The 16,707-nt window shown below is 62.7% G+C and carries 16 protein-coding genes; 14 read left to right on the top strand and 2 right to left on the bottom strand.

The features are described from left to right. The first annotated feature begins 22 nt into the window (after positions 1-22). From OX462_RS25680 to OX462_RS25630, 11 genes are all read left to right on the top strand, one after another. A complete protein-coding gene (locus tag OX462_RS25680) occupies positions 23-625 on the top strand; it encodes a TetR/AcrR family transcriptional regulator (protein ID WP_070292367.1) in 603 nt (200 codons plus the stop codon). Between the two features lie 77 nt (positions 626-702). Then, positions 703-2,493 carry an acyl-CoA dehydrogenase C-terminal domain-containing protein gene (locus OX462_RS25675; protein WP_034753387.1) on the top strand — a complete coding sequence of 597 codons (1,791 nt, stop codon included), beginning with the start codon at positions 703-705 and terminating at the stop codon, positions 2,491-2,493. Positions 2,494-2,507: 14 nt separating this feature from the next. Continuing rightward, positions 2,508-4,907, top strand: a complete 2,400-nt coding sequence (locus tag OX462_RS25670; RefSeq protein WP_121668356.1) for a 3-hydroxyacyl-CoA dehydrogenase/enoyl-CoA hydratase family protein — start codon at positions 2,508-2,510, stop codon at positions 4,905-4,907. 11 nt (positions 4,908-4,918) lie between these two features. Then, on the top strand, positions 4,919-5,416 hold the full coding sequence (locus OX462_RS25665) for a PaaI family thioesterase (RefSeq protein WP_230506575.1): 498 nt from the start codon (positions 4,919-4,921) through the stop codon (positions 5,414-5,416). 68 nt (positions 5,417-5,484) lie between these two features. Further along, positions 5,485-6,681, top strand: coding sequence for an acetyl-CoA C-acyltransferase (locus OX462_RS25660; protein WP_035824191.1), 1,197 nt, complete (start codon positions 5,485-5,487; stop codon positions 6,679-6,681). A gap of 204 nt (positions 6,682-6,885) precedes the next feature. Next, the gene (locus OX462_RS25655) at positions 6,886-7,665 is read left to right on the top strand and encodes an enoyl-CoA hydratase (protein WP_070221627.1); all 780 of its coding nucleotides are present in this window, start codon (positions 6,886-6,888) and stop codon (positions 7,663-7,665) included. A 45-nt stretch (positions 7,666-7,710) separates the two neighbouring features. After that, positions 7,711-7,839, top strand: coding sequence for a hypothetical protein (locus tag OX462_RS25650; RefSeq protein WP_265334702.1), 129 nt, complete (start codon positions 7,711-7,713; stop codon positions 7,837-7,839). 261 nt (positions 7,840-8,100) lie between these two features. Beyond that, positions 8,101-9,510, top strand: a complete 1,410-nt coding sequence (locus OX462_RS25645; protein WP_121668357.1) for an HdeD family acid-resistance protein — start codon at positions 8,101-8,103, stop codon at positions 9,508-9,510. A 66-nt stretch (positions 9,511-9,576) separates the two neighbouring features. After that, on the top strand, positions 9,577-10,179 hold the full coding sequence (locus OX462_RS25640) for a TetR/AcrR family transcriptional regulator (RefSeq protein ID WP_070312626.1): 603 nt from the start codon (positions 9,577-9,579) through the stop codon (positions 10,177-10,179). 81 nt (positions 10,180-10,260) lie between these two features. After that, positions 10,261-11,424 carry an iron-containing alcohol dehydrogenase gene (locus OX462_RS25635; protein WP_121668358.1) on the top strand — a complete coding sequence of 388 codons (1,164 nt, stop codon included), beginning with the start codon at positions 10,261-10,263 and terminating at the stop codon, positions 11,422-11,424. Between the two features lie 22 nt (positions 11,425-11,446). Then, complete coding sequence (locus OX462_RS25630; protein ID WP_070312539.1) at positions 11,447-12,124, top strand: type 1 glutamine amidotransferase domain-containing protein; 678 nt, start codon at positions 11,447-11,449, stop codon at positions 12,122-12,124. Between the two features lie 30 nt (positions 12,125-12,154). On the opposite strand, the gene OX462_RS25625 is transcribed toward OX462_RS25630, so the two are convergent. Next, positions 12,155-12,751 carry a TetR/AcrR family transcriptional regulator gene (locus OX462_RS25625; RefSeq protein ID WP_162995531.1) on the bottom strand — a complete coding sequence of 199 codons (597 nt, stop codon included), beginning with the start codon at positions 12,749-12,751 and terminating at the stop codon, positions 12,155-12,157. Positions 12,752-12,792: 41 nt separating this feature from the next. On the opposite strand from OX462_RS25625, the gene OX462_RS25620 reads away from it, so the two are divergent. Further along, on the top strand, positions 12,793-13,320 hold the full coding sequence (locus OX462_RS25620; protein WP_121668360.1) for a dihydrofolate reductase family protein: 528 nt from the start codon (positions 12,793-12,795) through the stop codon (positions 13,318-13,320). Here OX462_RS25620 and OX462_RS25615 read toward each other — a convergent pair. Further along, positions 13,317-14,120 carry a metallophosphoesterase family protein gene (locus OX462_RS25615; protein WP_121668361.1) on the bottom strand — a complete coding sequence of 268 codons (804 nt, stop codon included), beginning with the start codon at positions 14,118-14,120 and terminating at the stop codon, positions 13,317-13,319. The genes OX462_RS25620 and OX462_RS25615 overlap by 4 nt on opposite strands. 138 nt (positions 14,121-14,258) lie before the next feature. Here OX462_RS25615 and bla point away from each other — a divergent pair, with 138 nt between their 5' ends. Both bla and OX462_RS25605 read left to right on the top strand, forming a co-directional pair. Next, positions 14,259-15,203, top strand: a complete 945-nt coding sequence (gene bla, locus OX462_RS25610) for a subclass B3 metallo-beta-lactamase (protein WP_121668362.1) — start codon at positions 14,259-14,261, stop codon at positions 15,201-15,203. A 289-nt stretch (positions 15,204-15,492) separates the two neighbouring features. Continuing rightward, a complete protein-coding gene (locus OX462_RS25605; protein ID WP_070312543.1) occupies positions 15,493-16,701 on the top strand; it encodes an RtcB family protein in 1,209 nt (402 codons plus the stop codon). The last annotated feature ends 6 nt before the right edge of the window (positions 16,702-16,707 follow it).

Below are 16,707 nucleotides of genomic sequence, written 5' to 3'. Positions count from 1 at the left end.
CTTGAATACTTCAGTCAAATTCATGCGCAAGGGCGAGCTGACCCGTGCAGCCATCCTCGACGTGGCGCTGGACCTGTCCAGCCGCGACGGCCTGGAAGGCCTGACGATTGGGCTGCTTGCGGACAAAATGAACATGAGCAAGTCGGGCGTGTTTGCCCACTTCGGCTCGCGCGAGGACTTGCAGATGGAAGTGCTGAAGCTTTATCACTATCGTTTCGAGCAAGAAGTCTTTTTCCCCAGCATGAAAGAACCACGCGGCATCCAGCGCCTGCAATCGATGTTTGCGCGCTGGGTCAAGCGGGTCAGCGTGGAAATCGCTTCCGGCTGCATCTATATCAGTGGCGCCGTCGAGTATGACGACCGTCCCGGTCCCATCCGCGAGGCCCTGGTGGCCATGGTGCGGGCCTGGCAGGGCGCGCTGCTGCGCTGTGTCGAGCAATCGATCGCCACGGGCGACCTGAAAGCGGACACGGACGCCCAGCAGCTGGTGTACGAGATGTATGGCCTGATCCTGGCCCTGCATCACGACGCGCGCTTCCTGCGCGTGCCGGGCAGCATCGAACGGGCGCAAGCGGGCTTTATCCGCCTGCTGGCGTCGTACCAGAATTGCGCCACAAGTAAATAAGCCGTCAGGCAGTATCCGCAACAACGCACACGCACTACAAGTACAACACTTTAGCTAATCGCCTTCAGGAGAAAATTATGGGTCAATACGTCGCGCCAATCCGGGATATGCAATTCGTCCTGCATGAGTTCCTGCAAGTGGAAGAAGAACTGAAGCAAATGCCGTCGTACGCCGACGTCGACGCCGACATCATCAACCAGGTGCTGGAAGAGGGCGGCAAATTCACCTCCGAAGTATTGTTCCCGCTGAACCACTCCGGCGACCGCGAAGGCTGCCACCACGACCCCGTCACGAAAAGCGTGACCACGCCGAAAGGTTTCAAGGAAGCCTACAAGCAGTACGTCGAAGGCGGCTGGGCGGCACTGGCTTGCGATCCGGAATACGGCGGCCAGGGCTTGCCTGTCGTGCTGAACAATTCGTTCTATGAAATGCTGAACTCGTCGAACCAGGCTTGGTCCATGTACCCGGGCCTGTCGCACGGCGCCTACGAGTGCCTGAAGGAACACGGCACCGACCACCAGAAGGAAGTCTACCTGCCGAAGCTGGTGTCGGGCGAGTGGACGGGCACCATGTGCCTGACCGAACCGCACTGCGGCACCGACCTGGGCCTGCTGCGCTCGAAAGCGCTGCCTGAGGCGGACGGTTCCTGGACCATCACCGGCAACAAGATCTTCATCTCGGCCGGCGAGCACGACATGGCGGAAAACATCCTGCACCTGGTGCTGGCCCGCGTGCCGGACGCGCCGGAAGGCTCGAAAGGCATCTCGCTGTTCCTGGTGCCGAAATTCCTGCCGAACGCGGACGGTACGGTCGGCGAGCGCAACCCGATCACCTGCGGCGCCATCGAAGAAAAAATGGGCATCCACGGCAACTCGACCTGCCAGATGAACCTGGACGGCGCCAAAGGCTGGATCATCGGCCAGCCGAACAAGGGGCTGAACGCCATGTTCGTTTTCATGAACGCGGCCCGTCTGGGCGTGGGCATGCAGTCGCTGGGCCTGACGGAAATCGCCTACCAGAACGCGCTGATCTACGCCAAGGACCGCACGCAAATGCGTTCGCTGTCCGGCATCAAGAACCCGGAACTGCCGGCCGACCGCATCATCGTGCACCCTGACGTGCGCCGCATGCTGCTGACGGGTAAAGCCTACGCGGAAGGCGCGCGCGCCTTCACCTCGTACGTGGCGCTGCAGATCGACCGCGAACTGCACCACCCGGACGCCGACGTGCGCAAGGAAGCGGCCGACGAAGTGGCGCTGCTGACCCCCGTCATCAAAGCCTTCATCACCGACAACGCCTGGATCGCCACCTCGGACGCGATGCAAGTGTTCGGCGGCCACGGCTACATTTCGGAATGGGGCATGGAGCAGTATGTGCGCGACGCGCGCATCAACATGATCTATGAAGGCACGAACACGATCCAGTCGCTGGACCTGCTGGGCCGCAAGATCCTCGGCGACAACGGCGCCAAGCTGCGCAAGTTCGGCGAAAAGATCAAGGCCTTCGTCGAAGACAACGGCACCGATGAAGCGATGAGCGAATTCGTCACCCCACTGGGCGACCTGGGCGACAAAGTCACCAAGCTGACCATGGAAATCGGCATGAAGGCCTTCCAGAATCCTGACGAAGTGGGCGCGGCCTGCGTGCCTTACCTGCGCGTCGTCGGCCACATGATCTACAGCTACCTGTTCGCGCAGATGGCCAAGATCGCCCTCGAAAAAGAGTCCAGCGGCGACAAGTTCTACACCGCCAAACTGGCTACCGCACGTTTCTACTTCGCCCGCTTGCAGCCTGAAACGGCAACCCTGATCCGTCAGGCGCGTTCCGGTTCGGCCAACCTGATGGCACTCGACGCAGACCTGTTCTAAGACTTGAGGAAAATATGACCAATTTCATCGTTAAAAAAGTAGCCGTCCTCGGCGCCGGCGTGATGGGCGCGCAGATCGCCGCCCACTGCATCAACGCGAAAGTGCCGGTCGTGCTGTTCGACCTGCCGGCCAAGGAAGGCCCGAAGAATGGCATCGTGCTGCGCGCCATCGAGAACCTGAAAAAGCTGTCGCCTGCGCCGCTGGGCAACAAGGATGACGCCGCGCTGATCCAGGTCGCCAACTACGAAGACAACCTGGACCTGCTGGCCGGTTGCGACCTGATCATCGAAGCCATCGCCGAGCGCATGGACTGGAAACACGACCTGTACCAGAAGGTGGCCCCGCACATCGGCCCGAACGCGATCTTCGCTTCGAACACCTCGGGCCTGTCGATCACCAAGCTGGCCGAAGGTTTCGACGCCGACCTGAAGTCGCGCTACTGCGGCGTGCACTTCTTCAATCCGCCGCGCTATATGCACCTGGTCGAAATCATCCCGACCGCGTTCACCAAGCCTGAAATCGCCGACCAGCTGGAAGGCTTTTTGACCACCACCCTGGGCAAGGGCGTGGTCCGCGCCAAGGACACGCCGAACTTCATCGCCAACCGCGTGGGCGTGTTCGGCATCCTGGCCATCGTGCACGAAGCCGAGAAATTCGGCCTGTCCGTGGACGTTGTCGATGACCTGACCGGCTCCAAGCTGGGCCGCGCCAAGTCGGGTACTTTCCGCACGGCGGACGTGGTCGGCCTGGACACCATGGGCCATGTGATCAAGACCATGCAGGACTACCTGCCGAACGACCCGTTCGCCGCCGTCTACAAGACGCCGGCCGTGCTGGCGCAGCTGGTGGAAAAAGGCGCGCTGGGCCAGAAGAGCGGCGCGGGCTTCTACAAGAAGGTCGGCAAGGATATCTTGCGCCTCGACTTCGCCACCGGTGAATACGTGGCCGGCGGCGCCAAGGCCGCCGACATCATCGCCCGCATCCTGAAGGAAAAGGATCCGGTCAAGAAGATGAAGGCGCTGCGCGAATCGACGAATCCGCAAGGCCAGTTCCTGTGGGCGATCTTCCGCGACGCCTTCCACTACATCGCCATCCATCTGGACACCGTGGCCGACAACGCGCGCGACATCGACTTCGCCATGCGCTGGGGCTTCGGCTGGAACGTGGGCCCGTTTGAAACGTGGCAGGCATCGAACTGGCTGCAAGTGGCCAACTGGGTCAAGGAAGACATCGACGCCGGCCACGCGCTGTGCAACGCGCCTTTGCCTGCCTGGGTCTTCGAAGGCCCGGTCGCTGAAAAAGGCGGCGTGCACACGCCGGAAGGTTCGTATTCCGCCGTGTCGAACAGCTTCGTGCCACGCTCTAACCTGTCCGTCTACGACCGCCAGCAGTTCCGCGCGCCGGTCCTGGGCAGCGGCGCCATCGACGGCAAGACCGCCGGCACCACCGTCTTCGAAGACGAATCCGTGCGCGTCTGGCATACGGGCGACGACGTCCTGATCATCTCGTTCAAGACGAAGATGCACGTGATCGGCGAAGGCGTCATCAATGGCTTGAAACTGGCCCTGGCCGAAGCGGAAAAGAACTTCAAGGGCCTGGTGATCTGGCACGCGGACGCAGCCGAAGGCGGCGCCTTCTCGGCCGGCGCCGACCTGCAATCGGCCCTGCCGGCCTTCATGCAAGGCGGCGTGAAAGCCGTCGATCCGATCATCGCCGAACTGCAGAACACCTTCATGTCGCTGAAATACGCGAACGTGCCGGTGATCGCCGCGGTCGCTGGCCTGGCACTGGGCGGCGGTTGCGAACTGGCGCTGCATGCATCGAAGCGCGTGGCCTCGATCGAGTCGTATATCGGCCTGGTGGAAGTGGGCGTGGGCCTGATTCCTGCCGGCGGCGGCTTGAAGGAAGCGGCGCAGCGCGCCTACAAGGAAGCCAAGGGTAACGACATCCTGCAATTCCTGAAAACGGGCTTTACCAATGCGGCCACCGCCAACGTGTCGAAATCGGCGCTGGAAGCGAAGAAGATGGGCTACCTGAAGGAAGACGACGTAATCGTGTTCAACGCCTACGAGCTGCTGCACGTGGCCAAGGTCGAAGCGCGCGCCATGTTCGACGCGGGCTTCCGTCCGGCGCTTCCTTCGCTGATCCAGGTGACGGGCCGCTACGGCTGGGGCACCATCAAGGCGCAGCTGGTCAACATGCGCGACGGCGGCTTCATTTCGGCGCACGATTTCAAGCTGGGCGAGATGATCGCCGAGATCGTATCGGGCGGCGACGTGGACCAGGGCAGTTTCGTCAGCGAACAGTGGCTGCTGGATATGGAACGCAAGGCATTCCTGGAGCTGTTGAACCATCCGAAAACCCAGGAACGGATCATGGGCATGATGCAGACCGGTAAGCCGGTACGCAACTAAGCACAGCGTCGATGACGATCCTGTCCCTCGTATTTAAAGTACTGCTGCGCGTGAGGCCAAGCATGGTGTATGACCGTATCAAACAACAGATGATGGACACCTTGCCCTTCGTGCGGCTGCTGGGGATCAGCATCGACGAGATCGGCGCCGGCACCTCGAAGGTGTCGCTGCCGGACGATCCCAAACTGCATAATCACCTGGGCACGCAGCATGCGGGCGCCTTGTTTACCCTGGCCGAAACGGCTTCCGGCGCGGCCATGGCTGGCGGCTTCGCCGAGCTGATACTGGGCTTGCGCCCGGTGGCCAAGGAGTCGCGCATCGCCTACCAGAAGGTGGCCCGGGGCGCGACGCGCGCCGAAGGCCGCGTGCCGGGCGACCTGGCTGCCTTGAAGGCGCAGCTGGCGCAGGACGGCAAGGTGGCGTTTCCCGTGGCAGTCGATATTTTCGATGCCGAAGGCACGCTGGCGGCACAGGTGACGGTGGACTGGTATTTGTCGCAGAAGCGCTAAGCGGCAACCTGACTACCCCGGACATTCGACAGAACACGAACCTCGTTCAACATCTTTGAAAGAACAAAATGAGCAAACAACTTCAAGACGCCTACATCGTCTCTGCAACCCGCACCCCGATCGGCAAAGCGCCGCGCGGCATGTTCAGAAACACCCGCCCGGACGACCTGCTGGTGCGCGTACTGCAATCGGCCCTGGCGCAGGCGCCTGGCCTCGACCCGGCGCTGATCACCGACGCGATCATCGGCTGCTCGTTCCCGGAAGCGGAGCAGGGCTTCAACATCGCGCGTAACTCGGTGCTGCTGGCCGGCTTGCCGAAAACCGTGGGCGGCGTCACCGTCAACCGCTACTGCGCCTCGGGCATCACGGCCATCGCCATGGCGGCTGACCGCATCCGCGTGGGCGAAGCCGACGTCATGATCGCCGGCGGCATCGAATCGATGTCGATGGTGCCGATGATGGGCCACCACCCATCGATGAATCTGGACATGTTCAGCGACGAAAACATCGGCATGGCCTACGGCATGGGCCTGACGGCCGAAAAAGTGGCGCAGCAATGGAAAGTGTCGCGTGAACAGCAGGACGCGTTCTCCGTTGAATCGCACCGCCGCGCCATCGCCGCGCAGCAAGCCGGTTTCTTCAAGGCCGAAACGACGCCAGTGGAAATCATCACGCGCACGCCGAACCTGGCCACCGGCCAGGTCGACGTAACGCGCCGCACCGTCGACACGGACGAAGGCGCGCGCGCCGATTCGTCGATGGAGTCGCTGGCAAAACTGAAGCCTGTGTTCGCCGCCAAGGGTTCCGTCACGGCCGCCAACAGCTCGCAGATGTCCGATGGCGCCGGCGCGCTGTTGATCGTCAGCGAAAAAATCCTGCGCGAGCACAACCTGACCCCGCTGGCGAAATTCTCCTCGTTCGCCGTGCGCGGCGTGCCGCCGGAAATCATGGGCATCGGTCCGAAATTTGCCATTCCTGCAGCGTGCGCCGCCGCCGGTATCACGCAAGACCAGCTGGACTGGATCGAGCTGAACGAAGCGTTTGCCGCACAGGCATTGGCCGTGATCGGCGACCTGGGCCTGGATCCATCGAAGGTCAACCCGATGGGCGGCGCGATCGCCCTGGGCCACCCTCTGGGCGCCACCGGCGCCATCCGCGCCGCGACCGTGATTCACGCGCTGCAGCGCACCAAGCAGAAGTACGGCATGGTGACGATGTGCGTGGGCGCAGGCATGGGCGCAGCAGGCATCTTCGAACGCGTCTGATGACACTTGGCATAAGCTACTGCGCGTTGCGATTCGCGGCCTGCGATGCTCACTGTGCCTTCGCACAGTTGCGCGTCTCGGCCACAACTCGCTGCCGCTCGCTACGCTTCTGCCAGGCGTCGTGACGTCAGTGGTCAGCTAAGATTAGTCAAAACTTGGGCGCTGCGGGATTACCCCGGCGCCCTTTATCTTTTTGGAGACGACATGGATATTTTGTGCAGCAAGAGCGAGGGCATTCTGACCCTGGAATTCAACCGCCTGGAACGCAAGAATGCGATCACGGGTGCCATGTACCAGACCCTGGCCGACGCGCTGGTGGCGGCCGAGACGGACGATGCAGTACGCGCCATCCTGATCTGCGGCAAGCGCGAGATTTTCACGGCTGGCAACGACCTCGATGACTTCATGAAGACGGCGCGTCCGAAGGATGGCTCGCTCGACCATGACCGTCCCGTGTTCCAGTTCATGCGCGCCCTGTACGGCAGCAGCAAGCCAGTGGTGGCGGCCGTCTCCGGCCCCGCCATCGGCATCGGCACGACCTTGCTGATGCACTGCGACCTGGTCTACGCGGCCGACAACGCCAGCTTCTCGATGCCGTTCACGCAGCTGGGCCTGTGCCCGGAATTTGGCTCCAGCCTGCTGCTCACGCAACTGGCCGGCTACCCGCGCGCGGCGGAAAAGCTGATGCTGGGCGAGTCCTTCCCCGCCAGCGAAGCGCTGGAAATGGGCCTCGTGTCGAAAGTCGTGCCCCTGTACGACTTGATGACCTTCGCGCAAGGCCAGGCGGCCAAGCTGGTGGCATTGCCGGCGGCCTCGATCCGCGCCACCAAGCGCCTGATGAAGCAAAGCCGCATGGAACCGATGAAGGCGGCCATCGCCGAGGAAAACAAGTTGTTCAGCGCCATGCTGGGCGGTGCCGAGGCGAAGGAAGCGTTTACGGCCTTCTTTGAAAAGAGGAAGCCGGATTTCAAGAAGTTCGCCTAAGGCAGGGTCTGACATCGCGTCGGACCTTCACCATCTGATGCGGAAATGACGATCGACGATGAGAATGCGGTGGCCGGTCAGCGCGAAAACGACCACGTTTACAGCCGCTACCGCAACTCATTGAATATAAAAGAAGTTTCTCAGCTGCGCCCCTGCAACGGGGGCTGGTCTTGACGTCGCGGCGAGCCTGATTGAAAACAGGGTCCAATAACGATTGCTTGGTGCGGCTACGGCTGCCGACAAGCAAACCTGACATTTTTATCTTTTATGATACTTTCCTGATGAATTTCATGTTTTATGCTAATGCATGGATTGCGACAGTTTCCATTCTCAAATGATGTGAAAGTTCATCGTCATGTATTTTCACGGCCATGACGACCAGTTGACGCGTATTGTCCGGGTATTGCTGCTGCAGGTAAAACAGGAGGAGCATTCATGATTCGATTGGTGTTGCTGTTATTGGGCGTTGAATATCTACGCAAGCGCTGGCGCAGTATCCTGCTGATCGGATTGATATGGCTGCTCGCAGGCCTGGTCATCTTTATTGACGCGCTCGACAATGCGATGTACTTCCCGATCAATTTTTTTGCTTACCTGTTCCTGGTCGAAGGTCTGGCAACGCTGGCTGTGGCATGGACTGGCGTCGGCGGACAGCGCATCTTGCGCTACGTGAAAGGCTGCGCCGTGGTGCTGGCGGCGATGCTGATCTTCGCCGGTCACCACCATGGCAATTTCCTGTTATCGATGATTTTTGGAACGCTTTTTCTCGCCGACGGACTGATACAGTGCGTCTCTGCCTACATGGTCCGCTATCGGCGCTGGCGCGTGGCGTTTTCCTGGGGCCTGGCCGAGATTGCGCTGGCAATCTTCTTTTATCAGCCATATCCGACGCATTATGTTGGAACACTACCGTATTGCCTGGGCCTGTTTCTGATGTTTGGCGGCGCCAATTTGATGGGGCTGGCAACCCGTGTTCGTCGCATGAGCGGTAATCCGGCCCTGTCGGAATCGGCGCATTCCGCAGTCCAGCCGGATGAACACCTTGCTTCTGCATATACCCAAGTGGAGTGGGACGGTCCTCCAGCGGAGCATGAACAGGCGCTGACGGTGCATGTCTGGACGCCTGCCGGTTCAGCCAGGTCGCCGACCCAACATTATCCGATTGTCGATCGCTATATCGCCGCAGTCGATGTCAACGGCGTGATCTCTACCGGGCATGCGGCATTGGAATCGCCTGAAGGTATTTATATCAGCCTGTATCCGCGCACAGAGATCGACCGTTCGCCGGACGATTTCGGGCGCCTGCTGCGCGCCACCCGGGAGAATGACGTGCCGGGCGTATTCCAGCCGGATTATGCGACAGAATCCAAGGCATGGTGCCCGTCCACCGTTCAGGTCCGTATCCGGAATTACGACCCGCGCCAGCTGCAGGCTTTCTGGCGACAGTATCGCTGCGACGAGACTTACAATCTCACGCATCGTAATTGTTCCAGTACTGTTGCCCGGGCATTGGAGGCGGCGATCGACGGCGCCGTTGGCCGCCTGTATGGGGATCGCGCAGGCTGGAGAGTGTTTTTCCGCATCCTGGCGACGCCGGAGTTGTGGGTAGCCGCCCAGATCCGCAAGCGTGCCGTGACGATGGCGTGGACGCCCGGGTTGACGCTCGATTATTCCAGGGCGCTCAGCATGCTGGCCGATCCGCGTCCGTTCGCCTGGTGGAAATTGGCGAGGGCCGCCTTCAACAGGATGGCGCAATTGCGCCGCGAATGGCGTGCCCAGGACCATGGCGCCATCGATCTGCGCGAGAATCCTGGTGAAGACGCCATGCGTGACAAGCGCGCGTAGTTCGCCGTCGCTGCATTGAAATAGATGGATCTAGACGACTGGTCTAATTGTGCTACAATGCCCCGCATGAAAGCTGAATACACCGACGTGCGCCAGCACATTATCGACCAGGGCAAGGCCATCATCACGCGCAAGGGTTTTGCCGGCGTGGGGCTGAACGAGATTTTATCGGCCGCCGACGTGCCCAAGGGCTCGTTCTACCATTACTTCAAGTCCAAGGAATTGTTTGGTGTAGCGATGCTGGAAGACTACGTAACGCGCTACCTGGACGAAATGGAGCGCGTGCTGGGCCAGCCCGGCCGGAACGCGGCGCAGTCGCTGATGGCGTATTGGGCCAGCTGGACCAGCGACAGCCTCGATGGCAGCGGCTGCGACTGCCGTTGCCTGGTGGTCAAGCTCAGCAGCGAAGTGGCGGACATGTCGGAACCGATGCGCGTGGCGCTGCTTGGCGGCACCGACCGCATCATCGCCAGGCTGGCCCTGGCCATCGCGCGGGGCAGGGTGGACGATACGCTGCCATCGGTGGCCGACCCGGCGCAGACGGCCGCCACCTTGTACCAGCTGTGGCTGGGCGCGGCCATGCTGACCAAGCTGCGGCGCGACGCCAGCGCCTTGCAAACGGCCTGGCGGGCGACCCTGGCCATGCTGCAGCTGCCGCCGGATCAATAAGGGCGCCAGGTACGCGGATGACAGACGTCCGCGTTTTTTGAACCGCATTCTAGACGACCAGTCTAATAATAAAGGAGCAGCATGAAGAATTTTGAATTCCACAACCCGACCCGTATCGTCTTCGGTCTTGATACCGTCGCCAAATTGTCCACCCTGGTGCCGCACGATGCGCGCGTGCTGATCTTGTACGGCGGCGCCAGCGCGGAAAAGACGGGCACCCTGGCCGAAGTGCGCACTGCTCTTGCGCTGGGCCAGCGCACGGTGCAGGAGTTTGGCGGCATCGAACCCAATCCCAGCTATGAAACCCTGATGCGCGCCGTGGCCCAGGTGCGCAGCGAGAAGCTGGACTTCCTGCTGGCCGTCGGCGGCGGCTCCGTGATCGACGGCACCAAGTTCGTCGCCGCGGCCGCCCTGTACGACGGCGAGCCGTGGGAAATCGCCGAGCGCGGCGGCGCCAACGTGCAGCGCGCCCTGCCGTTCGGCACGGTGCTGACCTTGCCGGCCACCGGGTCGGAAATGAACAGCGGCGGCGTGGTGACGAAAAAAGCCACGCATGCCAAGCTGAGTTTTCGCAACCCGCTGCTGTACCCGCAGTTTTCCGTGCTCGACCCCGGCAAAACGTTTACCTTGCCGTCCACGCAGGTAGCCAATGGCCTGGTCGACGCCTTTGTCCACACCACGGAACAGTATCTGACCTATCCGGTGCAGGCGAAGGTGCAGGACCGCTTTGCCGAAGGCTTGCTGCAGACCCTGGTCGAGATCGCGCCGCAGGCGGTCGCCTCACCCGACGATTACGCCACGCGCGCCAACCTGATGTGGACGGCCACCCTGGCCCTGAATGGCCTGATCGGCGCCGGCGTGCCGCAGGACTGGGCCACCCACATGATCGGCCACGAATTGACGGCCCTGTACGACATCGACCATGCGCGCACCCTGGCCCTGGTGCTGCCCGCACTGCTGGACGTGCAGCGCGAGCAGAAACGCGGCAAATTGCTGCAATATGGCGAACGTGTCTGGAACATCACGCAGGGCAGCGACGACGAGCGCATCGCCGCCGCCATCGCCCGCACCCGCGCCTTCTTTGAAGGGCTGGGCATTCCGACCCGTTTGTCGGCCTATCAGCTGGGCCAGGAAGCGGTGGAAGCGGTTTTGACGCAACTGGAAGCACATGGCATGACCTCCCTCGGCGAACACCGCGATATCGACCTCGCGCGCAGCCGCCGTATCCTCGAAGCAGCACTGTAACCCTGACATAAAAGGAAACAACATGAACATCCTGATGGTACTGACCTCGCACGATCAACTGGGCGACACGGGCAAGAAAACCGGCTTCTGGCTGGAAGAATTCGCCGCGCCCTACTATGCCTTGCAGGAAGCGGGCGCGCAGCTGACGGTGGTTTCGCCCAACGGCGGCCAGCCGCCGCTGGACCCGAAAAGCGACGAGCCCGATTCGCAAACGGACGCCACGCGCCGCTTCAAGCAGGACGCCGCTGCGCAAGCCGTGCTGGCCAACACGGGCAAGCTGGCCGACGTGAAGGCGGCCGACTTTGACGCCGTGTTCTACCCGGGCGGCCATGGCCCGCTGTGGGACCTGGCTGAAGACCCGCACTCGATCGCGCTGATCGAGCAGATGATCGCCGCCGGCAAGCCCGTCGCCGCCGTCTGCCACGCGCCTGGCGTGCTGCGCCACGTGAAGGCGGCCGACGGCTCGCCGCTGGTGCGCGGCAAGCAGGTGACGGGCTTTACGAATACCGAGGAAGACGCCGTCGGCTTGACGGCCATCGTGCCTTTCCTCGTCGAGGACATGCTCAAGCAAAACGGCGGCGTTTACTCGAAGCTGGGCGACTGGCAGCCGTACGCCGTCACCGATGGCTTGCTGGTCACGGGCCAGAACCCGGCCTCGTCGGAAGCGGCCGCCCAGGCGCTGCTCAAGCTGCTGGCTTGATGCGCCGGTAGGACGGCCGGCCGCCGGGCGTCATCCACCGGTGCGTCCGGCGGCCATGCCCGCCAGGATCAGGCCGACGGACGCATGCCAGGCCGTCTCGCTGGCGGGCCTGCCCGCCAGCGCATAGCCGTGCAGGAAATCGACGAGTGCATCGCGCCCGCGCAAGCGGGTTTTTTTATCCAGATCGAGGGCCTCCACGGCCAGTTCGAACAGCGCCGTAAAGCGCTCTGCCACATCGGCTTGCGTCACGAGTCCGCGCGCCATCAGGCGCACGAAATACGGTGTGGTGCTGACCAGTTCCAGGTACAGCGCGCACAGCGCGAGCAGGCGGCGCTGCGGCCCCTGGCGTTGCGTAAACGGCGGCTGGCGCGGATCGAGCGCGGCAAAACGCTGCGCCATCAGGGCCAGCAATAATTCCTCTTTTCCCGTGTAATAGTGATACAGGGCCATTGCATCGACGCCCAGCCGCTGCGCCAGCGCGCGCATGGAAAACGCTTCGCCTTGCTCTTCCAGCAGGGCCAAGGCCGCCTGCAGGATGGCGGCGCTGTCCAGCGCGGGCGACACGCGGCGCGGCCGTCCGGCGCGGCGCACAGGAGATTCCAGGTCTTGAAGTTTTGGGGTTTTCATGGGCATAATTCTACACCGTAGAATTAATTGAAGGAACATCCATGAAAAAGCCTGTTGTCAGCGTATTTCTCGGCATCAGCATCGACGGCTGCATCGCCGGAGAAAACGGCGACCTGTCCTGGCTGGCCGAGCTGGCGCCCGACTCGCCCGACGCCACCGGCTACACGGCCTTGATGGAGCAGGTCGATACCTTGCTGATCGGCCGCACCACGTATGACGCCGTGCTGGGATTCGAGCCGTGGCCGTATGCGGGCAAGCGCGTGGTGGTATTGAGCCACCGCGACTTCGCGCCGCGCCATGGCGAGCAGCGCCGCGAGGGCAGCGTGCGTGAAGTACTGGAGGGGCTGGCCGAAGACGGCTGCCGCCATGTGTATCTCGATGGCGGCGCCGTCATCCGCGCCGGCTTGCGCGAGGGCGTCGTCGACAGCCTGACCTTGTCCGTGCTGCCCGTGGTGCTGGGCAAGGGCGTGCGCCTGTTCGAGGATTGCTTGCCGCGCAGCGACTGGCGCCTGGACCACACGCGCCAGCTGCCCAGCGGCGTGGTGCAGCTGCGCTATCGGAAAAATTAAACCGTGCCGGCGAGATCGACGATAAAGCCGGAATCGTAGCGATCGTTTTCCGGCGTGCCATCGGGCCGCTTGTAGCCGCAGGGGTTGCAGACGACGCGGCAGCCTTGCACGCGGTAGTCGAGCGAGGCGTGCATGTGGCCATGCACCCACAGGTCGGCCTGGGCTACCAGCTCGTCCAGCTGCGAGGCGAAGGCGGGCGAGCCCAGGTTCGTCGCGTATTGCTCTTCCACCGACAGCATCGACGGCGCCATGTGCGTGATGACGACCGTCTTGCCCTCGAACGGTTGCGCCAGCTGCTGCTCGAGCCACGAGCGGTGCTGCGCGTGCAGCTGCGCCGTGTCGCTGGCGCACAGCAGGCGCGGCGTGTCGCCGCCCGTGCTGATGCGCTTGTAGTCGGGCATGTAGCTTTGCGCCGCGCTCAAGGCTTCATCCCGGCGCTCGGCGCCGAACAGCAGAAAATCCGTCCACAGCGTGACGCCGAGGAAGCGCACGCCATCGAGCGTCACGGCATTGCCGTCGAGCAGGCGGATGTTGGCGCCCTGCGCATTGGCGCTGGCGCAGGCGTCGCGCACGGCGTCCTGCATGCGTTCGAGCTGGTGGCCATACCCCTCGTGATTGCCATGCACGTACAGCACGGGCAGGGCGCCGAAGGTGCGCGCGGCCCAGGCGATGGCGTTGCTGCCCGTGTCGATGTCCCCGGCCAGGATCACCACGTCGGGGCGGCTGGCGGCAAGGTCGATGGCGGGCGTGTCTTCACCCCAGACTTCCAGATGCAGGTCGGACAGAATCAGCAAACGCATGGCAATAGGGCGGCAAGGCGCACGAAAGTGTATGGACCTCTATCGTAGCGCAAGTGCGGACGATGGCTTGCTTGACCGCGCGAGGGTAGCGACGTTACTCTGTGGCATCGATTACCGCACACTCATTACTGGAGCCGCATGCCGCCTTTCTTCCTTTCCAAGTCCCTGCTCGGCATCGCGCTGGCCGCCCTGGCGCTGCCGCTGACGGCGCCTGCCGCCACGCCCGCCGTCGATCCCTTGACGCAGCCGATCGCCTCGCCGTATGCGGCGCAGTGGAACCGCCCGCAGCAGCCGGCGCGCATCCACGGCGACACGTATTACGTGGGCGTGGGCGGCTTGAGCGTGGTGCTGATCGATACGCGCGACGGCTTGATCCTGATCGATGGCGCGTTGCCGCAGTCGGTGGCCGCCATCAAGGAACATATCCTCGAGCTGGGTTTTCGCCTGGAAGACATCAAGTTCATCCTGAATACGGAAGCGCATTTCGACCATTCGGGCGGGATCGCCGCCCTGGCCCGCGACAGCGGCGCGCAAGTGGTCGCCAGCCCGCTCGGTGCGCAGGCGCTGCGCGCGGGTTCGGTACTCGCCACGGATCCGCAAGCGGGCGAAATCGACCCCATGCCGGCCGTGGAAAACGTGCGCGAAATCGCCGATGGCGAAACCCTGCAACTGGGCGACGTGACCATCACGGCGCGCTACACGCCCGGCCATACGCCGGGCAGCACCAGCTGGACATGGGTGTCGTGCGAGGATGCCGAGCGTCAGGAATGCCTGAGCGTGGTGTTCGGCGCCAGTCTCACGCCAGTGGCGGCCGATGATTTTCACTACCTGGGCGATGAACGCCATGGGGACCTGACGCCGGCCTTCCGCCGCGTCATGCAGGACTTTGCCAAACTGCCGTGCGACATTTTGATCTCGGCCCACCCGGACCACTCGGGCGGCGACCTGAAACTGACGCAATTGCTCGAAGGCGTCACGCCGAATCCTTTCATCGATGCGCAGGCGTGCCGCAATTACGCGGCCAAAAATGAAGTCAAGCTCGATGCCCGCATCGCGAAGGAAAAAGCGGCTGCGACAAAATAACAACGTTGGCGTCTTCGCCATGAAAAGCGGTTGACGCACTGCAGCATAAGGTGCAGAATCATCGTCCGCAGTTCAGCGCAGTTCAGATTAACCAGACAAAAGAAAGGAAACCCATGTTCGAGCAGGCTGGCAGCAAGTTGTACTACCACTAGCCCCGTGCATGACGCTCGGGGCCATCGGCACATTGCCGATCCCGAGCCGGTGTCCTGCAAAACCCCGGTGAGGAAACTCGCCGGGGTTTTTTTCTTTTAGACGACCCCGGCATAACGACAATACCAAGGAAGACGTTATGCCCATTCATCAGACACTGCACGGCGCCCATGTGCCCGTGCATATCTTTACCGACGATATCGACGCGCAGGCGCTGCGCCAGCTGCACAATATCGCCAGCCTGCCCATCGTCCATCCGCATGTGGCGGCCATGCCAGACGTGCATGCCGGCATCGGCGCCACCGTCGGCAGCGTGATTCCCACGCGCGCTGCCATCATCCCGGCCGCCGTTGGCGTCGACATCGGCTGCGGCATGAACGCCGTGCGCACGACCCTGACGGCCAGCGACCTGCCCGATAACCTGGCGCGCCTGCGCAGCGCCATCGAAGCGGAAGTGCCTGTCGGCTTCGAACAACATGAATGGAGCCGCGTGCAAGGCTCGCGCCAGGCGCGCGCCGTGCGGCCGCTCGGTGACCGCCTGGCGCACATCGTCGAGCGCCACCGGGGCATCGCCAAGATGCTGCGCCAGTTCGAGCGCACGTGGATTTGCCAGGCCGGCACCCTGGGGGGCGGCAATCACTTCATTGAAATCTGCCTCGACGAGGAGCAGCGGGTGTGGATCATGCTGCATTCGGGTTCGCGCGGCATCGGCAACGTGATAGGCCGTTACTTTATCTCCGCCGCGCAGAAGGACATGCGGCGCCACCAGCTGCAGCTGCCGGACGCGGACCTGGCGTACCTGAGCGAGGGCTCCACGGTATTTGACGACTATGTGGAAGCGGTGGATTGGGCGCAGGATTACGCGCTGCTCAACCGCAGCGAAATGATGCGCCGCGTGCTCGACGTGCTGGCGAAGTTTGCTCCGCCGTTCCGGCTCGACGGGGAAGCCATCAACTGCCACCACAACTACATCGCGCGCGAAACGCATGGCAATGAGGATTTATATGTGACGCGCAAGGGCGCCATTTCGGCGCGGCAGGGCGAGCTGGGCATCATCCCCGGCAGCATGGGCGCGCGCAGCTTCATCGTGCGCGGCAAGGGCAAGCCGGAATCGTTCTGTTCCTGCTCGCACGGGGCGGGGCGCAGCATGAGCCGCAGCGAGGCGAAGCGCCGCTTCAACCGCTTCGACCTCGCCGAGCAGACGGCCGGCATCGAGTGCCGCAAGGATGGCGGCGTGATCGACGAGATCCCCGCCGCCTATAAAAATATCGACGCCGTCATGGCGCATCAGAGCGATCTGGTGGAAGTGGTGCATACCTTGCGCCAGGTCGTCTGCATCAAGGGCTGAAAGGAG

Origin of the sequence: Janthinobacterium aestuarii, from assembly GCF_046113285.1 — a bacterium.
Classification (GTDB): domain Bacteria; phylum Pseudomonadota; class Gammaproteobacteria; order Burkholderiales; family Burkholderiaceae_D; genus Janthinobacterium.
The sequence above is the reverse complement of the archived record's forward strand: the minus strand, read 5'-3'. Positions and strand labels throughout refer to the sequence as shown.